Source organism: Photorhabdus akhurstii (assembly GCF_018448925.1).
Lineage (GTDB): Bacteria > Pseudomonadota > Gammaproteobacteria > Enterobacterales > Enterobacteriaceae > Photorhabdus > Photorhabdus akhurstii.
On record NZ_RCWE01000011.1, the window covers coordinates 25,842 to 43,653 of the forward strand.

At 47.2% G+C, this 17,812-nt stretch carries 18 protein-coding genes and 1 riboswitch; of the genes, 15 read left to right on the top strand and 3 right to left on the bottom strand.

Going from position 1 to position 17,812, the window contains the following annotated elements; all coding sequences use genetic code 11:
* Nucleotides 1-209: 209 nt before the first annotated feature.
* From EAE93_RS13425 to dmsD, 3 genes are all read right to left on the bottom strand, one after another.
* Nucleotides 210-782 carry a hypothetical protein gene (locus tag EAE93_RS13425; protein ID WP_214039867.1) on the bottom strand — a complete coding sequence of 191 codons (573 nt, stop codon included), beginning with the start codon at nucleotides 780-782 and terminating at the stop codon, nucleotides 210-212.
* A gap of 436 nt (nucleotides 783-1,218) precedes the next feature.
* The gene (locus EAE93_RS13430) at nucleotides 1,219-2,733 is read right to left on the bottom strand and encodes a trypsin-like serine peptidase (protein ID WP_214039868.1); all 1,515 of its coding nucleotides are present in this window, start codon (nucleotides 2,731-2,733) and stop codon (nucleotides 1,219-1,221) included.
* 421 nt (nucleotides 2,734-3,154) lie between these two features.
* Nucleotides 3,155-3,751: a Tat proofreading chaperone DmsD gene (dmsD, locus tag EAE93_RS13435; protein ID WP_214039869.1), complete on the bottom strand. Its 597-nt coding sequence runs from the start codon at nucleotides 3,749-3,751 to the stop codon at nucleotides 3,155-3,157.
* Between the two features lie 471 nt (nucleotides 3,752-4,222).
* Nucleotides 4,223-4,409, top strand: a riboswitch (cobalamin riboswitch).
* Between the two features lie 101 nt (nucleotides 4,410-4,510).
* Here dmsD and EAE93_RS13440 point away from each other — a divergent pair.
* From EAE93_RS13440 to cobS, 15 genes are all read left to right on the top strand, one after another.
* Nucleotides 4,511-5,893 carry a cobyrinate a,c-diamide synthase gene (locus tag EAE93_RS13440; RefSeq protein ID WP_214039870.1) on the top strand — a complete coding sequence of 461 codons (1,383 nt, stop codon included), beginning with the start codon at nucleotides 4,511-4,513 and terminating at the stop codon, nucleotides 5,891-5,893.
* Nucleotides 5,890-6,849 carry an adenosylcobinamide-phosphate synthase CbiB gene (cbiB, locus tag EAE93_RS13445; protein ID WP_214039871.1) on the top strand — a complete coding sequence of 320 codons (960 nt, stop codon included), beginning with the start codon at nucleotides 5,890-5,892 and terminating at the stop codon, nucleotides 6,847-6,849. Before EAE93_RS13440 ends, cbiB begins: the two co-directional genes overlap by 4 nt.
* 15 nt (nucleotides 6,850-6,864) lie before the next feature.
* Nucleotides 6,865-7,497, top strand: coding sequence for a cobalt-precorrin-8 methylmutase (locus EAE93_RS13450; protein WP_214039872.1), 633 nt, complete (start codon nucleotides 6,865-6,867; stop codon nucleotides 7,495-7,497).
* Nucleotides 7,494-8,645 carry a cobalt-precorrin-5B (C(1))-methyltransferase CbiD gene (gene cbiD, locus EAE93_RS13455; protein ID WP_214039873.1) on the top strand — a complete coding sequence of 384 codons (1,152 nt, stop codon included), beginning with the start codon at nucleotides 7,494-7,496 and terminating at the stop codon, nucleotides 8,643-8,645. The genes EAE93_RS13450 and cbiD overlap by 4 nt, the downstream gene beginning before the upstream one ends.
* Nucleotides 8,642-9,244, top strand: a complete 603-nt coding sequence (locus EAE93_RS13460; RefSeq protein WP_214039874.1) for a cobalt-precorrin-7 (C(5))-methyltransferase — start codon at nucleotides 8,642-8,644, stop codon at nucleotides 9,242-9,244. Before cbiD ends, EAE93_RS13460 begins: the two co-directional genes overlap by 4 nt.
* Nucleotides 9,234-9,803, top strand: coding sequence for a decarboxylating cobalt-precorrin-6B (C(15))-methyltransferase (locus EAE93_RS13465; RefSeq protein ID WP_065388736.1), 570 nt, complete (start codon nucleotides 9,234-9,236; stop codon nucleotides 9,801-9,803). Before EAE93_RS13460 ends, EAE93_RS13465 begins: the two co-directional genes overlap by 11 nt.
* A complete protein-coding gene (locus EAE93_RS13470; RefSeq protein WP_214039875.1) occupies nucleotides 9,796-10,569 on the top strand; it encodes a cobalt-precorrin-4 methyltransferase in 774 nt (257 codons plus the stop codon). Before EAE93_RS13465 ends, EAE93_RS13470 begins: the two co-directional genes overlap by 8 nt.
* On the top strand, nucleotides 10,550-11,626 hold the full coding sequence (gene cbiG, locus EAE93_RS13475; protein WP_214039876.1) for a cobalt-precorrin 5A hydrolase: 1,077 nt from the start codon (nucleotides 10,550-10,552) through the stop codon (nucleotides 11,624-11,626). Before EAE93_RS13470 ends, cbiG begins: the two co-directional genes overlap by 20 nt.
* Complete coding sequence (locus EAE93_RS13480; RefSeq protein WP_036777387.1) at nucleotides 11,620-12,345, top strand: precorrin-3B C(17)-methyltransferase; 726 nt, start codon at nucleotides 11,620-11,622, stop codon at nucleotides 12,343-12,345. The genes cbiG and EAE93_RS13480 overlap by 7 nt, the downstream gene beginning before the upstream one ends.
* Entirely contained in the window at nucleotides 12,342-13,127 is a 786-nt protein-coding gene (locus tag EAE93_RS13485; RefSeq protein WP_036814887.1) for a cobalt-precorrin-6A reductase, read from the top strand. The genes EAE93_RS13480 and EAE93_RS13485 overlap by 4 nt, the downstream gene beginning before the upstream one ends.
* Before the next feature lie 13 nt (nucleotides 13,128-13,140).
* On the top strand, nucleotides 13,141-13,935 hold the full coding sequence (cbiK, locus tag EAE93_RS13490; RefSeq protein ID WP_113026387.1) for a sirohydrochlorin cobaltochelatase: 795 nt from the start codon (nucleotides 13,141-13,143) through the stop codon (nucleotides 13,933-13,935).
* Complete coding sequence (locus tag EAE93_RS13495; RefSeq protein WP_214039877.1) at nucleotides 13,935-14,648, top strand: cobalt-factor II C(20)-methyltransferase; 714 nt, start codon at nucleotides 13,935-13,937, stop codon at nucleotides 14,646-14,648. The genes cbiK and EAE93_RS13495 overlap by 1 nt, the downstream gene beginning before the upstream one ends.
* A 315-nt stretch (nucleotides 14,649-14,963) precedes the next feature.
* Nucleotides 14,964-16,502, top strand: coding sequence for a cobyric acid synthase (locus EAE93_RS13500; RefSeq protein WP_214039907.1), 1,539 nt, complete (start codon nucleotides 14,964-14,966; stop codon nucleotides 16,500-16,502).
* Nucleotides 16,499-17,044: a bifunctional adenosylcobinamide kinase/adenosylcobinamide-phosphate guanylyltransferase gene (cobU, locus tag EAE93_RS13505; protein ID WP_036814883.1), complete on the top strand. Its 546-nt coding sequence runs from the start codon at nucleotides 16,499-16,501 to the stop codon at nucleotides 17,042-17,044. The genes EAE93_RS13500 and cobU overlap by 4 nt, the downstream gene beginning before the upstream one ends.
* Entirely contained in the window at nucleotides 17,041-17,787 is a 747-nt protein-coding gene (gene cobS / locus EAE93_RS13510) for an adenosylcobinamide-GDP ribazoletransferase (protein ID WP_036814882.1), read from the top strand. Before cobU ends, cobS begins: the two co-directional genes overlap by 4 nt.
* Nucleotides 17,788-17,812 lie beyond the last annotated feature (25 nt).

The following is a 17,812-nucleotide window of genomic DNA, read 5'->3' on the forward strand; positions in this document are numbered from 1 at the left end:
ACACATGTCTTCCCCAGTCATGATGGAAACGGATTAATTATGAACTGTATCAGTCACCGTCTTTTGCTGCTTTGCATATTCTAATTCTGGAGATTTGTTATAGCTAAATGAATTGGAGAGTTACCTGAAATTTTGTATAGGATTTGGTAACTACATCAAAACAGGCAACTCTCAATTTTTAGATTAAATTTCAACTAACACATCCAAATTTATTTAACGGAGAACTCTATATTCACACTTCGGTTTCTTACCCAAAAAGCTTGACTATTATAACAAATCTGTCCTCCGCAGATGGCATTTTCAACTATATCAGGACACCCTTTAATCAATGTATACCATTCTGGGCCAGATCCATCTGAATTTGCATGACCACGACCATGCCGAAATGTTAGTGTACAATTTTCTGTGTCTGTATTGGCAACATTAATATAACTGACACTCCAATCTACAGTTTTAGTTTCATTTGTACATCCATCTACCCAATTATTATTATCCTTTAGATTTCCCAGATAGGTTTGGCCTGCTTCTAAACGTATTTTTTCGTCCCCACTATCGTACATGCAATTGGATGATTGCGTAACAAGGGTAATACTCTTTGTCGCGGATGAGTTTTTAATTTGTAGTGCATATGTAGCTGATAGATTGGAAATTTTACCTTCTGAAACTGCTAATGTTGCCTCCTTATCGGTAATGTTCTCTTTTGTCTCAGCAGCTAAAGCTAATTGTGTTGACGAAGTTAGAATCACAATAGCTGTACCAATTAAAGTTTTCAAAGTGATCATATTAATAAACTCCTTATGATGAAATTATTCAACATTCCATCACATTAAACGTTATTTTATTTGCACTTAAGCAAGTGTTGTTAGACGTTATTGATATCGTAACGATAATTATAAGTATAATTCATATTTTTATATATTGAATTGTTTTTTTAAATTAAAATCCTGATGTATATAAGGATATAACCTAATGAAATATTTGTGAATATATCTTTTACGAATGTGGTTTATTATGTAAATAATAACAAACAGGTTTTGTCTAACTTTAAAATAATTTCATAAATTATAAAAAAAGTATCACCTATATGTTTGTTTTTTTAATATGATTAGAGGTGATGTTTATCACATTGGACTTGAGAGAAATCGAGAAGTTTTAATTGATTTTATATTTATAAGTGAGAATAAAAAAGGCCAGCAAATGCTGGCCAGTTTTAAAGATTTATTTTTTAACTTTGAAATCATTAAAAAATATTGGGCTTCTGTTACCCGCTTGATCTAAGCCATATACACAAAAGCGTACTGGGGAATCTTTCTTTTTAAGAGAAATAGGGATTCTTCTATAAATAGAGTAACCTGTGTCATCGTCGCATTTTGTGGATTTTAATGGTCCTGACTTTATACGTAAGTCAACAATTTCATAGGGGTTGAAAATAGGATCAACAATCCAACTATCCTCTGTTTCAAAAACTAATCTTGTTGTTGGTTTTATTGCCGGAGGCGTGTTATCAATTTCACGTAATTTTATTGATGCGTTAGACGTACTCTGCCAGTTTTTATTTGCAGAATGTTGTCCAATGACACACATTGCGTAAACTCCTTCTTTGGAAGGAACGGTAAGTTTATCCAGCGGTTGTGTCGTGACTGGAATAGGTTTGCTGTATCCTTTAGGATCTGAACAATCAGTATTACTCGCAAGTCCTCCTTTATAGCGAATATTATCAAAACCCTGTTCCTCAAGATGTAAATTCCAGGTGGCAGGTTTGTTATTAACTGTGCTCTTGGTAATCAGCGGGCCGCCGGCGTTAATAGTGATCCCTTTTCCATCATCAAATTTACTTAAATCCAGTTTTCCATCAGGGGTAAATGCACGTGCAATTTTATCAACAGGAATGTAATAACTGTCACCTTCACGTGAAAAACCTTTATCCTTAACCAACTCACAAGGTCGATTAACACCGCAACCCGTGTAATTTTGATCGACGGTGGTATTTAATACGCCAATTATCTGGGGTTTATCTTTCAATATAACCGGTGAACCAGAAGTTCCTCCCGAAACACCGGCGCAATCAACAGAAACGGCTGGAGACCAAGCCCATATACCTTCATACACAAGAGGGGTTTTTCCAGTAATGGAGCAAGCCGAATAGCGTAGATAGCGTTTATCACCCGCTATGCCATTGGCTGGAATGTGGGCAAGTTCAATCGGCTGATTTACCGATGGTTCATAATCTTTTTGTAAAGTCACCGGCAGTATTCCGCGATTTGCTAACTCACCATAAGTTGCTTTAAGTCTGAAAACTGCAAGGTCGCCGCCTTTCATTGTTGCGTATAAAACTCTGTCAACACTAACAGGTTGGTGTTTATTGATTAAGTCAATAAAGTAATTTGGTGTGTATGTCCAACCAGGGCCTACAGGTTGATCAATTATTACTTCATTGGTATCTAATGAAGAGTCAAAACAATGGCCTGCGGAGAGAATAAGGGCTTGTTGATTGGCATCAGGGGTTTCTGAACCGGCAATAAGCGTCGCGGTACACAGTCCACGACCGCTCAGTTTTCCCACATGCTTAAATCTCTCAGCGCCCGGATCGGTAGATTTTAATAATGGAGCTTCATTGCGGGTATTGTCTTGTAGATTAGCAATATTCTCGCTGTTATTTTCAGGAAGTGCTTGTACGTAACAGCTTGTTGACATAATCCCTGTAATAAGTGTAGCTAAAAAGGTTTTTCTCATGTTTTTACCTCATGTTGTTTACATTTTTAATCTTTCCATGTAATGGAAACAGACATTCAATGAAGAAAGAATTATCGCTAAGTGTTTTTAGAACTTTAATAAATCCTCTATATGAGTATTTAATGTTTATTAATTTATGAATTAATAGACAGTTTTTTTAGCGCATAAAATCATTCTATTGGATGCCAGTTATCCATAGCCAATAATAAATAACATAAAAATCAGCCAAATAGTTTTATATACTGCGATAGAGCTATAACGTTCAATGGAACGAGAACTGACGATAAAGATTTTTCTGGTATAAATTCGTTGTTATAAAGGATGAATTGATTCAATGAGAGTTAAACTCCGGGAGAATTTCTATTTATTCGTTGTTACTAAATTTATCACCCGGAGCGTTTGTTGTGGAATAATAAAAGTGTTAGAAAAATAATTTTGGTCTTGCTGGAATAAGTTTCAATTCAGTTTGCAATGTTTTTAAATAGTCAATAGTAATAGTTGCTAAGATGGAATAAAAATCATTTTCCAGTGTAGTTGTCTGAACTAATTCCAGATAACGGTAGGCCCACGGCAGTAAATGTTGTTCCAGTAGTGTGCGTACGGCAGGTTTATGTCCTTGTTCTAAGATATAAACTAAGGCCAGCAGCATCAGACCGAATTGATCTTCGGGTTCCCGTTGTTCACTGGACAGGACGATATTCTGTTTTGCCAGAAATTCCCGGTAAGCTAGAGTGCTTTCACCTGATAACGCGTTTTCTCTGTCCAGATAAACCGATCCCCAAGGTGGGGCCGGCATAACACCTTGTCCTTCGAACAGGATAGAGTAGTCATATTGTAGAGATTCGGCTGAGAAGGTCGCGATCTTTTTCGTCAGGTTTTCTATTTTACAGTTATTTAACCAGGGAAATAATTTATTAATATCGGCAAGTAATGGAATTAGCGGGCGCACTTGTTCTGATTTCGGTGAGTAATAAAAACAGGCGCCAAGAATGCGAGGTATGGAGGTATCTAATAACATAGGTAGTTCTCATTGTGATTTGTGGTTATATATATGATGTAAGCAGTGATTTTACGATAAGAAACATCATAAGCTTATGTGATATGAATAGATAGTTGATTATGATCAATGATTAATCTATTGCGGTGTTGTTACCATCTTTATCACCAGATTGATGGTGGTTTTTATTATAAAGCGCATAAGTTTATCGCCGAAAATAATAAAATCACCGGCTTTATTGGTATGGAAAAATATATTTAATCTACATTTTAATTCAACGAATTTAATAAGGTTATTATGGTAAAAGTGAATATATATCATTAGTTATCTAATGATTTAATAACTTGAAAAGTAGACCACGTTAAAAATAAACAAACCCTATGGATTTCAAGATGCGTCGCGGCGGCAAGGGAGCGAATCCCCGGGAGCATAGAGAACTATGTGACCGGGGTAAGTGAGTGCAGCCAACAAAGAGGTAACTTGAAAGATGACGGGTATAGACCGCCGTTGGGTTAATACCACACCTTAATGGTGTGGTTGGGAAGGAGGTGGAAATCCTCCGCAGCCCCCGCTGCTGTGATGCTGACAACTCCGCTGATGCCACTGGTCGGAAAGACTGGGAAGGTTGCGGGGAAGGGTGACGCTAAGCCAGAAGACCGACCTGACAGGCATGAGACATTAACTCCTTCGGTGGGAAGCGGGTTGTCATCCGAGTGGTGTGCGCAGTGTTGGCACGTCTTATTGGCGCTCATTCTCCGATCGATATATCGGGAATTTTCTATGCAATGGTCAGGCAGGAAGGCATTTGTTATCGCCGGTACCGGTAGTGGCTGTGGTAAGACTACGGTTACCCTTGGCATTTTGCGGGCATTGATGTTGAGAGGGTTGGCTGTCCAGCCGTTTAAAGTGGGGCCGGATTATCTGGACAGCGGCTGGCACAGCTCTGTATGTGGCGTAGCATCTCGTAATCTTGATGCATTTATGCTGCCGCCCGCGACCCTTAATGGTCTTTATAATGAGCATATGCGTCATGCTGATGTCGCGGTCATTGAGGGTGTGATGGGGTTGTATGATGGTTATGGTACTAACCCAAACTATTGTAGTAGCGCTGCAATGGCTAAACAGTTGGGATGTCCGGTGATTTTGTTGGTAGACGGTAAGGCTGTATCTACTTCTGTTGCCGCGACTGTACTGGGTTTTTGTCGTTTTGATCCCTCTTTAACGATTGCGGGCGTCATTGTTAACCGCGTCAATTCTGAAAATCATTTCGAACTTATTCGTCACGCGATTGAACATTATTGTGGTGTTCCGGTGTTAGGGCGTTTACCCGTGATGAAGGATGTGTCGTTACCGTCTCGTCATCTTGGCCTGATTCCTGCCCAAGAGCAGATTGACAATGATGCTCGCTGGCAGCGGTTGGCTCAACAGGTGGAGATGTATATCAATCTTGATCGTCTGTTGGCGCTTTGTGACTGTCCTGCTTTACCGGCAGGTGAGACGCCATTATTGCCTGATCCCGCATTGGCTGATGGCTTGACGTTAGCGTTGGCAGATGATGAAGCCTTTAATTTTTATTACCCAGATAATCTGGAGATGTTGGAGCGGGTGGGGGTACGTATTCAGCGTTTTAGTCCACTGCATGATCGCCGTTTACCCGATTGTCAGATGATTTATCTCGGTGGTGGTTATCCTGAAATCTATGCCGCTAAGTTGGCCGCCAATAGAGCCATGCGGGAAGCTTTACAGGATGCTCATTATCGTCAAGTTCCCATTTATGCTGAATGTGGTGGCCTGATGTACCTTGGCAAATCATTGACCGACGGGGAGGGGGCGAGCCACCAGATGGCCGGTATTCTGCCGGGGGAAAGCCATATGGGGACGCGATTGATGCGCTTTGGTTACTGTCAGGCTCAGGCCCGTTTTGACACTTTGCTGGCTGCGGAAGGTGAGATTTTACGGGGCCACGAGTTTCATTATTCTGATTTTATTAGCTCAGTGCCTTCCGTCTTTGACTGTACTAAATGGCGTGACGGGATGGCAATACAGCAATGGGCCGGAGGCTATCAGGTACAACAAACACTGGCCAGTTATCTTCATATCCATTTTGCTCAGCGTCCTAGTTTGCTTGATCGCTGGTTGAGGTCTGCAAGGAGGCTGTTGTGACACTTGCTGCCTGGTTTGCTGCTTTCTTGCTCGATAGCTGGTTAGGTGATCCGCCACATTGGCCTCATCCGGTGCGTTGGATTGGTAAGCTGATTTCACTGGTACAACGGGCGGTTCGGCGTTGCTGTCACAGTGAACGTGCATTGAAGGTTGGTGGAGCAGGGCTATGGATAGTGGTTGTTGGGCTGACCTTGTTGGTGAGTTGGGGATGCTTGTGGCTGATGTACTCCATTCATCCTTGGATCGGCTGGCTGGTCGAAGTGTGGGTGATTTATACCCTGTTGGCTGGCCGTTGTCTGAGTGACACCGCGCTAGAGGTGCATAGCGTATTGAGGCATGGCTCTTTGGATGAGAGTCGCCAGCAATTGTCACGGATTGTCGGGCGGGATACTTCTCAACTGGATGCACCGCAAATCACGCGCGCAGTAGTGGAAACGGTGGCGGAAAACAGCGTTGATGGGGTTATTGCTCCGCTGTTTTTTTTGATGATTGGTGGTGCGCCGTTGGCAATGGCTTATAAAGCGGTTAACACCCTTGATTCAATGGTGGGGTATAAAACCCAGGAATACCGCGCTATTGGGTATGTTTCTGCTCGCATGGATGATCTGGCGAATTGGTTACCGGCGCGGTTGAGTTGGCTGTTATTGAGTGCGGCAGCCTGGTTCATCCGGCTTGATTTTCGCCAGGCACTGCGTATTGGCTGGCGTGATCGTTATCAGCATGCCAGTCCTAACTGTGGCTGGCCGGAAGCGACGGTTGCGGGAGCGTTGGGTATCCGCCTTGGTGGTCCGAATTGTTATTTTGGTGAACGAGTAGATAAACCCTGGATTGGTGATGAGCGCCGTGAAATCTCGCTGATGGATATCCCGCGCAGTATCTATTTGATGATGATAGCTTCGCAACTGGCCTTACTATTGTTTGCGCTGTTGCGTTTACTGTTGGTCGGAATGGCTTAGAAAAGGGCAAACAATATGAACTACCTCCAGAAACCTCAGCAAATTGAACAGAATAGCTTTGCAATCATTGGCGATATTATTGCCAGCGAACGCCCCGATTATCGTTTTGTTGATGAGATGCAAGAAGCGGTAATTAAACGGGTGATCCATACCACCGCAGATTTTGACTGGTTGGATATTTTATGGTTCTCGCCGGGTGTGCTGGCCCGCATGACTGAGGCATTGCGTCGGGGATGCATCTTATATACCGATACTACGATGGCTCAGTCCGGTATTAATAAAGCACTGTTACATCAGATGGGGTGTGAATGCCGCTGCTATATCAGTGATCCGCGTGTAGTTGCGATGGCGAAAGCGCAGGGTATTACGCGTTCTATGGCCGCGATAGATGTCGCACTGGATGAAAAAGGCGACAAAATCTTCGTGTTCGGTAATGCTCCAACCGCGCTGTTCCGTTTGCTGGAAAGGCAGGCTTCGCCATTGGCGGTGGTTGGAGTGCCTGTCGGTTTTGTCGGTGCGGCGGAATCGAAAGCCGCGTTGATGCAAAGTGAACTGCCTTGTATCGCCGCCTCAGGCCGTAAAGGGGGAAGTAATATCGCGGCGGCGATTATCAACGCCATTCTGTACCGATTGCGGGAGGCGCCATGAGTGACACTGTTCAATTAAACACTATGCAACTAGACACTATCTGGCATAACGGTAAGCAGTATCGCAAAGGTTATACCACCGGTTCCTGTGCTACCGCTGCCGCCAAGGTTGCCGCATTAATGGTGCTGCGTCAGCAAGTTATTGATCATGTTTCTATTGTGACACCTTCTGGTGTGACACTACGTCTTAACGTTGAACAGCCGCTGATTGAAGGCCAACAGGCGACTGCCGCTATTCGTAAAGATGGTGGCGACGATGTAGATGCGACGCATGGCATGCTGATTTTTGCCCGTGTCACTCTATGCGATCACGGTGAGATCCATCTGCGTGGTGGGGAAGGTGTGGGTACGGTTACTCGCAAAGGCGTCGGATTACCGGTAGGCAGCTCTGCGATTAATCGTACACCACGTCAAACCATTGAGGCAGCAGTACGGGAGGCCATCGGCCCTTTACGGGGCGCGGAGGTGGAAATTTTCGCACCGGAAGGTGAAGAGCGGGCAAAGAAAACTTACAACGGGCGATTGGGAATACTGGGCGGCATTTCCATCATTGGCACCACCGGTATCGTCACGCCAATGTCGGAAGAGAGTTGGAAGCGTTCTTTGGCGATAGAACTGGAAATGAAGCGTTCGGCGGGGGCTGAAAAGGTCATTCTGGTGCCGGGCAATCACGGTGAGCGTTTTGTGCGTGAACAATTGGGGCTTGATGGTCAGCTAGTGGTGACTATGAGTAACTTCGTTGGTTACATGTTGCAGGAGGCGGTACGGCTTGGGTTCCGCCATATTATGTTGGTAGGGCATCCCGGCAAACTGGTGAAAGTGGCCGCAGGTATTTTCCATACTCACAGCCATATTGCTGATGGCCGCATGGAAACGTTGATTGCTTATCTGGCACTGATGGGAGCGTCGCAGGAATTGCTGTTAGAGGTGAGTCACTGCGATACCACGGAAGCTGCAATGGAACTGATCGCAGAACACGGCTTGCAAGCGGTTTATGACCGTATTGCCGAACGTATTTGTGAGCGAATGCGTGAGATGTTGCGTTTTGCGGTTAACCCACCGTGCTGTGATGCCATTATGTTCTCTTTTGATAATCAGATACTTGGCACTAGTCGTCCATTGAATGACATTTTGGAGGCAATGCGATGATCACCGTAGTGGGAATTGGTCCTGGCGATACTGCGTATCTGATACCGCAGGCACAGCGCTATATCACTGAGGCGGAGGTATTGGTTGGTGGAAGGCGTCACCTGGAGATATTTAGCGGTGTCACTCACGAAACACGTGTACTGGATGCTGATCTTGCCAGTTTGTTGGTTTGGCTCCAGAACAACAGTACACGCCAGATTGTGGTGTTAGCGTCTGGTGATCCGCTGTTATATGGCATTGGCAAATTATTGTCTGAATATTTTACCGCAGATGATCTGCGCATCATTCCGGGTATCAGTTCAATTCAGTATCTGTGTGCCAAAGCTGCGCTGGATATGAACGATATCTATCTAACCAGCAGTCACGGGCGAGCCCCGGATTTTGGTTGGCTTCTGCAACACGACAAAGTAGGCATGGTAACTGATGGGCGCGTCGGCCCGCGGGCAATTGCGGAGGCCATTATTGAGCGTGGCCTGAGCCGTACATTGATTATTGGTGAAAACCTCTCTTTGCCTAATGAGCGTATTCACCGTCTGCGGCCGGAAGCGGTGGCGACTGACTATGACATGAATGTGGTGGTGATCCTAAATGAGAGATGATGAATTTTTACGCGGACAGAAAGTGCCAATGACTAAAGAACCTGTACGTGCATTGGCGCTGGAGCGGCTGGAACTCAGCGATACCAGCCAATTGATTGATGTGGGAGCGGGTACAGGCAGTGTGGCATTGGAGGCGGCGTTACGCTTCCCGGCGCTGACTGTTACTGCTATTGAACGCAACCCGGCGGCACTAGCCTTGATTGGGGAGAATCGTCAGCGGCTAGGTTGTCATAATGTGGAGATCATTGCTGGAGAAGCCCCATTAGCATTGGATGTTATGGCCGATGCGGTGTTTATTGGCGGAAGTGGCGGGCAATTGACCGCTTTGATCGACTGGGCGCTGGATCACATGCACCCCGGTGGCCGTCTGGTACTGACTTTCATTTTGCTGAATAACCTGAATGATGCACTGGAACATTTGCGGACCTGTCAGATCAGTCAATTGGAGTGCATACAGCTACAAGCATCTACTCTAGCGACCTTGGGTACGGGTCACTATTTCAAACCGAATAATCCGACTTATCTAATTTCCTGTTACAAGGAGAAGATCGATGTCTGAATATTTTGATCCCAGAAAAGTGTGGTTTGTCGGGGCTGGGCCGGGTGATAAGGAGTTGATCACCTTAAAAGGCTACCGTTTGCTGCAACAGGCACAGGTGGTGATTTATGCCGGTTCATTGATTAATACCGAACTGTTGGATTATTGCCCGCCAGAGGCTGAGTGTCATGATAGCGCCGGTCTGACGCTGGAACAGATTGTTGCGCTGATGGTTGAGGGTGTACGTGCGGGTAAGCTGGTGGTGCGGCTGCAAACCGGCGATCTCTCGTTGTACGGTTCTATACGCGAACAAGGGGAAGCGTTGACCGATGCGGGCATTAGTTTTGTCTCGATACCGGGTGTCAGTGCTTTCCTTGGGGCGGCAGCGCAATTAGGGGTGGAGTACACCGTACCGGAAGTGGCGCAAAGCTTGATCATTACCCGGATTGAAGGGCGTACACCGGTGCCGCCGCTCGAACAACTGGAATCCTTCGCCGCTCATCAAACGTCAATGGCGATTTATCTTTCTGTACAGAAAATGAGACATGTGGCTGCGCGTCTTCAAGCTGGTGGCTATCCGGCAACGACGCCGGTCGCGGTGATATACAAAGCGACCTGGGCTGACACGCTTACTGTACGTGGTACGCTGGCTGATATTGCTGAAAAAGTACAGGCAGCGGGTATTCGTAAAACCGCTTTGATTCTGGTCGGTGCTTTTTTGGGAGAAGAGTACCACTATTCCAAGCTTTACGATGCGGGGTTTAGCCATGAATATCGCCGGGCATGAGTCGATTGCGGTGTTCTGTCTGACGCCGGGAGGGGTCAGACTGGTACATCGGTTGCAAGCTCATCTTCCTCTGACCTGTTTTACCAGCGAAAAGTTGTTGGAGCCGGGGTTTACGCCTTTTAATGGCAGCTTTGGCGACACGTTGCGCGAAGCATTTAAATGTTATTCGGCGCTGGTGGTGGTGGCTGCGCTTGGCATCACGGTACGCATGCTTGCGCCAATCATAAACGACAAAATGCATGATCCCGCTGTGGTGGTGATTGATGAAGGTGGTCAGCATGTTATCAGTCTGTTATCCGGTCATGTGGGTGGGGCTAACGCGTTGACTCACCATTTGGCGGCGTTATTGGGGGCTGATCCGGTGATTACAACTGCCACGGATGTTAATGGGATGGCGGCGTTAGACACCCTTGCCACTCAATTAGATGCCGATATGCAGGATTTTCGCCACGTGGTGAAGGTGATAAATCAAATGTTGGTCAGTGGTCAAAAAGTGGGGTTGTGGTGGGATGAGCCACTACTTAACGAACGTGAGCAGTGTGATACCCGGGGTTTTGTCCCGGTAGCGAGTCTGGAGGAATTGCCAGAACTGGATGCGCTGGTGTGTATCACATTGCGAGATTCGTTGCCGGAATTGTCTCTGCCGGGATTGTCTCTGCCGGTTTACAAACTGGTGCCGAAACGAGTGGTGGCCGGGATTGGTTGTCGCCGGGATACGCCATTGCAAACAGTGATTGAGCTATTGCAGCAACAGATGGCGGAAAACCATTTCGATCTGATGGCGTTGCGGGCCATCGGCAGTGTTGTCATTAAAAAGGATGAACCGGCGCTGAATCAACTTGCACAGCGTTGGCGCGTACCGTTTGAGTTGTTCAGTGTTAATGAATTAAGTCTTCATGAGCAACGCTTTCCTGCTTCCGATTTTGTCCGCCAGACGATAGGAATTGGCAGTGTTTCACAACCTGTCGCCTGGTTGATGAGCGAAGGAAAATTGGTTGGTCGGACCTTGCGTCAGCAGGGCGTCACTATCACTTTGGGGGTATCACAATCATGTTAACGGTAATCGGTATTGGACCAGGCAATGAATCCATGATGACGCAGGAGGCCATTGAGGCGATCCGCGAAGCTGAAATTATTGTCGGCTATAAAACCTACACCCATTTGGTTAAACATCTAACGATGGATAAAGAAGTGATTAAGACCGGGATGTGCAAGGAGATTGAACGCTGCCAGAGAGCGATCGATCTGGCGTTGTCCGGCCGTAAAGTCGCTTTGATCAGCAGTGGTGATGCAGGAATTTATGGCATGGCGGGTTTAGTGCTGGAATTGGTTTGCCAGCAACAATGTGATCTTGAAGTTAGGTTGGTCGCCGGGATCACCGCCAGTATTGCCGCGGCGTCGTTGTTGGGCGCGCCATTGATGCATGATTTTTGTCATATCAGTTTAAGTGATTTGCTAACGCCGTGGCCGATGATTGAGAAACGTGTTATTGCCGCCGCGCAAGCGGATTTTGTTATTTGCTTCTATAACCCACGTAGCCGTGGCCGGGAAGGGCATCTTGCCAAAGCATTTGAACTTATGCGGCCGTGGAAAGCAGCACAGACGCCGGTTGGCGTAGTAAAAGCGGCGGGACGTAAAAAACAGGATAAATGGATTACCACGTTTGGCGAGATGGATTTCTCCCCGGTGGATATGACCAGTTTGGTGATCGTTGGCAATCAAACGACCTATTGCCGTGACGGATTGATGATCACGCCGCGGGGGTATGAATTATGAGCCATCCGGCTATCCATGTTTTTGGCGGAACCAGTGATGCCCGGTTGCTCTGTCAGGCGCTAGACGCAGCAGGGGCACGTTATCGGCTCTCTGTCGCGACTGATGCAGGGAGACAACTGGCGGGTGATATTCGGGGAGATGTGGTGGTGGGGCGAATGGATGCCGAGGCGATGGTGGATTACTTTGATCGGCATAAGGTACGTTGGGTGATTGATGCTTCCCATCCTTACGCAGATGCACTAAGCCGAAACGTGATTACAGCTTGTCGTCGTTTGTCACTGCGGCTTACTCGTTATCAGCGGCCCAGTGAGATTGACTTACTGAGCCATCCACTGTTGCACAAAGTGAATAGTATAGAGGCGGCTTGCGACGTTGCCCGGACACTAGGGCAACGGATCTTGCTGACCACCGGCAGTAAGCAACTGGAGCTATATCAGCGTTTACTACCGGGAAAAACGTTGTTGGTACGGGTATTGCCGACCGCCGAGGTGTTGATTCAGTGTGAAGCGTTAGGATTGGGGGTTGATCATATTATCGCGTTGCGCGGGCCATTTACGGCTGAATTCAATCATGCAGTGTATGAATTTTGTCACCCTGATGTGGTGATCACAAAAGAGTCTGGGGCCGAGGGGGGATATCAACAGAAAGTCGCTCCCTGCTTGGCACTTAATATTCCCTGTATTGTGGTGTGCCGACCTACACCGACTTTACCGGGAGATGACGGAGAGCAGATTAGTTCGCTGGATGAGTTTGTCCAACACCTAGCCAATTGGCAGGAATAATGAGGGCAATAAAATGAAAAAAGCACTATTAATCATCAGTTTTGGTACCAGCTATCATCAAACCCGACAAAAGAATATTGATGTCTGTGAACAACAACTGGCAGCGGCTTACCGTGATCGTGATCTGTATCGTGCATTCACCTCAGAGATGATCATCCGTAAATTAAAAAGACGTGATGGCCTACAGGTGGATAATCCACGTCAGGCGTTGGAGCGTTTGGTCAATGAGGGGTATCAGGATGTCGCTATTCAATCCCTGCATGTCATCAATGGTGACGAATATGAAAAGATCGTCAATGAAATGCGTTCCTTTAGCGATCATTTCCAACGATTAGTAGTAGGTACACCGCTGCTTAACAGCTTTGCCGATTATCAACAACTGCTTGTTGCCCTGAAAAGTCAGATGCCGCCGTTAGCTGAGGATGAACGCGTGGTGTTTATGGGGCATGGCGCAACCCATCATGCCTTTTCTGCCTATGCGTGCCTTGATCATCTTATGAGCGCACATAATTTCCCGGCGTTGGTTGGCGCGGTGGAGAGCTACCCGGAAATCGACCAGATCATTATTCGCTTGCGGCATCAGGCGGTGCGTAAAGTACATTTGATGCCATTAATGATAGTGGCCGGCGATCATGCGATTAACGACATGGCATCAGACGAGCCGGATTCGTGGCGTTCTCAACTGGAAGCTGTTGGGATCAAAACCCAATCTTGGTTACAGGGATTAGGTGAAAATCCGTTGATTCGCCAGATGTTCGTTCAACACCTGGCGGACGCATTACAGGCAGAACAACAGGAGGTGGTGTGATGAATGGAAGACTTTATGCTATAGGCGTTGGTCCGGGCGCCAGTGATTTAGTTACCGTACGTGCAGCTCGAATACTCGCTCGCCTTGATGTGCTTTATGCCCCCGCAGGGCGTAAAGGGGGAGATAGTCTGGCGCTCTCCATTGTGCGTGAATACCTGTTGCCCCACACGGAAATTCGTACCTGCCATTTTCCGATGAACAGTAATGGCGAAGAGAAACAGGCAGTATGGGATGAAGTGGCGCAACAACTACAAGATGAAGTCGCAAAAGGGCAGCAAGTCGGTTTTATTACCCTTGGTGATGCCATGTTATTCAGTACTTGGGTCTTTTTACTGGCGCGAATTGGTCGGCAGGAGTGGCTGGAAATTGTCCCAGGTATCACCTCTTTTGCCGCGATTGCCGCGCGTACCGTACTGCCACTGGCGATGGAACAGCAATCAATGGCGATAATGTCTTGTACTGCGCCGGAAGCCGAGCTGGAGCAGGCGCTGCAAACACATGATTGCGTGGTGCTGATGAAAGTTTATAACCGTTTTGCCACTGTGAGTGCGTTGTTGGCACGCCTGAATTTGTTTGAACATGCCCTATTAATGGCGGATGCGACATTGCCAAGTGAGCAATGCTGGCGCCGTTTGGATCAGGTGGACGCCGATCAGAAATTACCTTATTTCTCCACCATTTTAGTGAATAAACAGTGGCATACTGAGAAATAAGTGCTGGTTATGGCAGCAAAAAATATTCATTGGGTTGGCAATGGCGGCGAATATTGACGAATTGGAGACAGTTGATCGCCGGGTCAACCCTTTCCATCAGATAAAGGGTGATTGCGAATTAAGAGCGCTGCGGTATATACCCTATAAATTTCAAGATGGATCGCGGCGGCAAGGGAGTGAATCCCCGGGAGCATAGATAACTATGTGACCGTGGTGAGCGAGCGCAACCAACAAAGAGGCAACTTGAAAGATGACGGGTATAAAACTGAGGAGCCGCTTTTTGCTCTACTACACCAATATAAAGGAGATAGCATGATGGGCTTGTCTTTAATGTTGCAGGGTACGGCATCTGATGTTGGGAAAAGTGTATTGGTTGCGGGATTGTGCCGTATCTTTGTTCAAGATGGTTATCGCTGCGCACCGTTTAAATCACAGAATATGGCGCTGAATTCTGGTATCACTATTAACGGTGAAGAGATGGGAAGGGCGCAGATTTTTCAGGCAGAGGCGGCAGGTATTGAGCCTGACGTACGGATGAACCCAGTATTGCTAAAACCCACCAGCGAGCGTAAAGCTCAAGTTGTGTTGATGGGAAAAGTGGCCTGTAGCATGAATGCGGTGGAGTATCACCAATACAAGCCCAGTTTACAGCAGCAAATTTGTGAGGTTTTTCACAGTCTGGCCCGTGAATATGACGTCATTGTGCTAGAAGGTGCTGGCAGCCCGGCTGAAATCAATCTGCGAGATCGAGATATAGTCAATATGGGGATGGCGGAGATGGTGGATGCTCCTGTGCTGTTGGTAGCGGATATCGATCGCGGCGGTGTATTTGCGGCCATCTATGGCACGTTGGCGCTACTACGCCCGGAGGAGAAAGCGCGGGTAAAAGGGGTGATCATCAATAAATTCCGAGGTGATATCAGTTTGCTCCAGCCGGGTATTGAACAGATTGAAGCCTTGACCGGAGTGCCGGTATTGGGAGTCATGCCTTGGTTGAATATTGATCTGGAAGATGAAGACGGCGTAGCGCTACAAACCGGCAAATATGATGGCGCGACAGAAAAGGCGCTAGATATTGCTGTGATTCGTTTGCCCCATATTGCTAATTTTACTGACTTTAACGCGCTGGCGGTGCAACCGGATGTTCGTTTGCGTTATGTAACTCAACCATCAGCGTTGCAGCCGTCAGATCTGATTATCTTGCCCGGTAGCAAAAACACGTTGGGAGATTTGCAATGGTTGAGGCAGAACGGGTTAGCGGATGCCTTGTTAACGGCACATCAGGCGGGTATTCCGGTTATCGGTATCTGCGGTGGTTATCAAATGTTGGGGAAACGGATCATTGATGGCGTGGAATCGGGTATTGAACAGATGGAGGGCCTTGGATTGCTGGATATGGAAACCCGCTTTGCCCACGAAAAAGTAACGACTAGGGTAAACGGTAAGAGCTTGTCAGCATTGCCGGGCTTGCTGTCAGACTGCATTGATCAGCCTATTCGCGGTTATGAAATTCATATGGGCAACTCGATACTGGGAGCAGATGCAACCCCGTTTGCTTGTATTACCGAGCGTAACGGCCAGTCCGGTGGTTGGTGTGATGGGGCGGTTAATCGACAGGGCAGTGTGATGGGCAGTTATATTCATGGTTTATTTGATAGCGCTAATTTTACCCGCGCTCTGCTTAACGCTTTGCGTCAGCGCAAAGGATTGGCGGCTTACCAAGGGGAAATACTGGATTATACCCACTACAAACAGACTCAGTTTGACCTTCTGGCGAAAGCCATGCGCGAACATCTGGATATAGAACGGATTTATCAGTGTATGAAAACCCATCGACAAGGTTCAGCTCCGTGATTTTGATCACTGGCGGGGCGCGTAGTGGTAAAAGTGTGCTGGCGGAGAGGCTGGCGGCACAAGCGAGTGAACAGGTGTTGTATATTGCGACTGCCGTAGTGACAGACAGTGAAATGGCTGAACGTATACGACTGCACCGCGAAAGTCGTCCGGCTCATTGGCGTATATGGGAGGGCTATCGCGATCTCGGTGCGGTTATCTCGACGCAAACCCGACCGGGAGAAGCAGTTATCTTAGAATGTATCACCACCTTAATTACCAACCTATTATTTGAGCAAGCCGGAGAGACGCCACCTGAACAAATGGATTTTGCGGTATTGGAGGTGGGAATTCAGCAGCAAATTAGCGATCTGCTAGTAGCTTGTACTTGCATGACTTCCCCGATATATCTGGTCACTAACGAACTGGGAATGGGCATTGTGCCGGAGAACCGTCTGGCTCGCCATTTCCGCGATATTGCCGGAAGGGTTAACCAGCGGCTGGCGGCGGCTGCCAGTGAAGTATTTTTGATGGTATCGGGAATTGAGGTAAAAATTAAATGAATCTGCGCTTGTTTCTTGCCACCTTACAATTTATGACTCGCATTCCGGTACCATCGCGCTGGACACAGGGATTAGAAATCGATCACTACGTGCGTGGCATAGCGAGTTTTCCATTGGTTGGATTGATTGTCGGTATGCTTGCAGCGGCGGTTTTTACCTTGCTGGCTCCCTGGAGTGGTGCGCCTTTGGCGGCACTGGGTTACGTATTAGCGCTGGCGTTGTTAACCGGGGCGCTTCATCTTGATGGTTTAGCGGATACCTGTGATGGCGTATTTTCTGCCCGTAAACGGGAAAGGATGCTAGAGATTATGCGTGATAGCCGTTTGGGAACCAATGGTGGGTTGGCATTGATCTTTCTCATTTTGGCGAAAGTGCTGGTGGTGAGCGAATTATCTCTGCGTGGCGCTTCTATGCTGATGGCTTTAACTGCTGCGTCAGTGGCGGGCAGGAGTGCGATTATCTTGTTAATGTACCGCCAGCGTTGTGCTCGTGAAGGCGTTGGGTTAGGGAACCTTTATATCGGGCGGGTTAACGGTTGTCAGACAGTGTTGACATTGTTCGGTGGGACAATATTGATTGCTCTACTGATGCGATGGTCTGGTGTGTTGGCATTGGCGATCACGCTGTTGATTATTGGGTTGCTGGCGGTGTATCTGCGCCGCCGTTTAGGCGGTCAGACCGGTGATACCCTTGGTGCATCAGTGGAAGTCGGGGAGTTGGTGTTTTTACTGGCGCTACTGTGAGTAACCTCCTAACAGAATGTCCAAC

Bases quoted from the DNA above. Each gene is read 5' to 3' on its own strand.
- EAE93_RS13430 (WP_214039868.1), bottom strand. From the start codon at position 2,733: ATGAGAAAAACCTTTTTAGCTACACTTATTACAGGGATTATGTCAACA.
- cbiK (WP_113026387.1), top strand. From the start codon at position 13,141: ATGAAAAAAGCACTATTAATCATCAGTTTTGGTACCAGCTATCATCAA.
- EAE93_RS13425 (WP_214039867.1), bottom strand. From the start codon at position 782: ATGATCACTTTGAAAACTTTAATTGGTACAGCTATTGTGATTCTAACT.
- EAE93_RS13500 (WP_214039907.1), top strand. From the start codon at position 14,964: ATGGGCTTGTCTTTAATGTTGCAGGGTACGGCATCTGATGTTGGGAAA.
- dmsD (WP_214039869.1), bottom strand. From the start codon at position 3,751: ATGTTATTAGATACCTCCATACCTCGCATTCTTGGCGCCTGTTTTTAT.
- cobS (WP_036814882.1), top strand. From the start codon at position 17,041: ATGAATCTGCGCTTGTTTCTTGCCACCTTACAATTTATGACTCGCATT.
- EAE93_RS13450 (WP_214039872.1), top strand. From the start codon at position 6,865: ATGAACTACCTCCAGAAACCTCAGCAAATTGAACAGAATAGCTTTGCA.
- EAE93_RS13460 (WP_214039874.1), top strand. From the start codon at position 8,642: ATGATCACCGTAGTGGGAATTGGTCCTGGCGATACTGCGTATCTGATA.
- EAE93_RS13485 (WP_036814887.1), top strand. From the start codon at position 12,342: ATGAGCCATCCGGCTATCCATGTTTTTGGCGGAACCAGTGATGCCCGG.
- EAE93_RS13465 (WP_065388736.1), top strand. From the start codon at position 9,234: ATGAGAGATGATGAATTTTTACGCGGACAGAAAGTGCCAATGACTAAA.
- cbiD (WP_214039873.1), top strand. From the start codon at position 7,494: ATGAGTGACACTGTTCAATTAAACACTATGCAACTAGACACTATCTGG.
- EAE93_RS13495 (WP_214039877.1), top strand. From the start codon at position 13,935: ATGAATGGAAGACTTTATGCTATAGGCGTTGGTCCGGGCGCCAGTGAT.
- EAE93_RS13470 (WP_214039875.1), top strand. From the start codon at position 9,796: ATGTCTGAATATTTTGATCCCAGAAAAGTGTGGTTTGTCGGGGCTGGG.
- EAE93_RS13480 (WP_036777387.1), top strand. From the start codon at position 11,620: ATGTTAACGGTAATCGGTATTGGACCAGGCAATGAATCCATGATGACG.
- EAE93_RS13440 (WP_214039870.1), top strand. From the start codon at position 4,511: ATGCAATGGTCAGGCAGGAAGGCATTTGTTATCGCCGGTACCGGTAGT.
- cbiG (WP_214039876.1), top strand. From the start codon at position 10,550: ATGAATATCGCCGGGCATGAGTCGATTGCGGTGTTCTGTCTGACGCCG.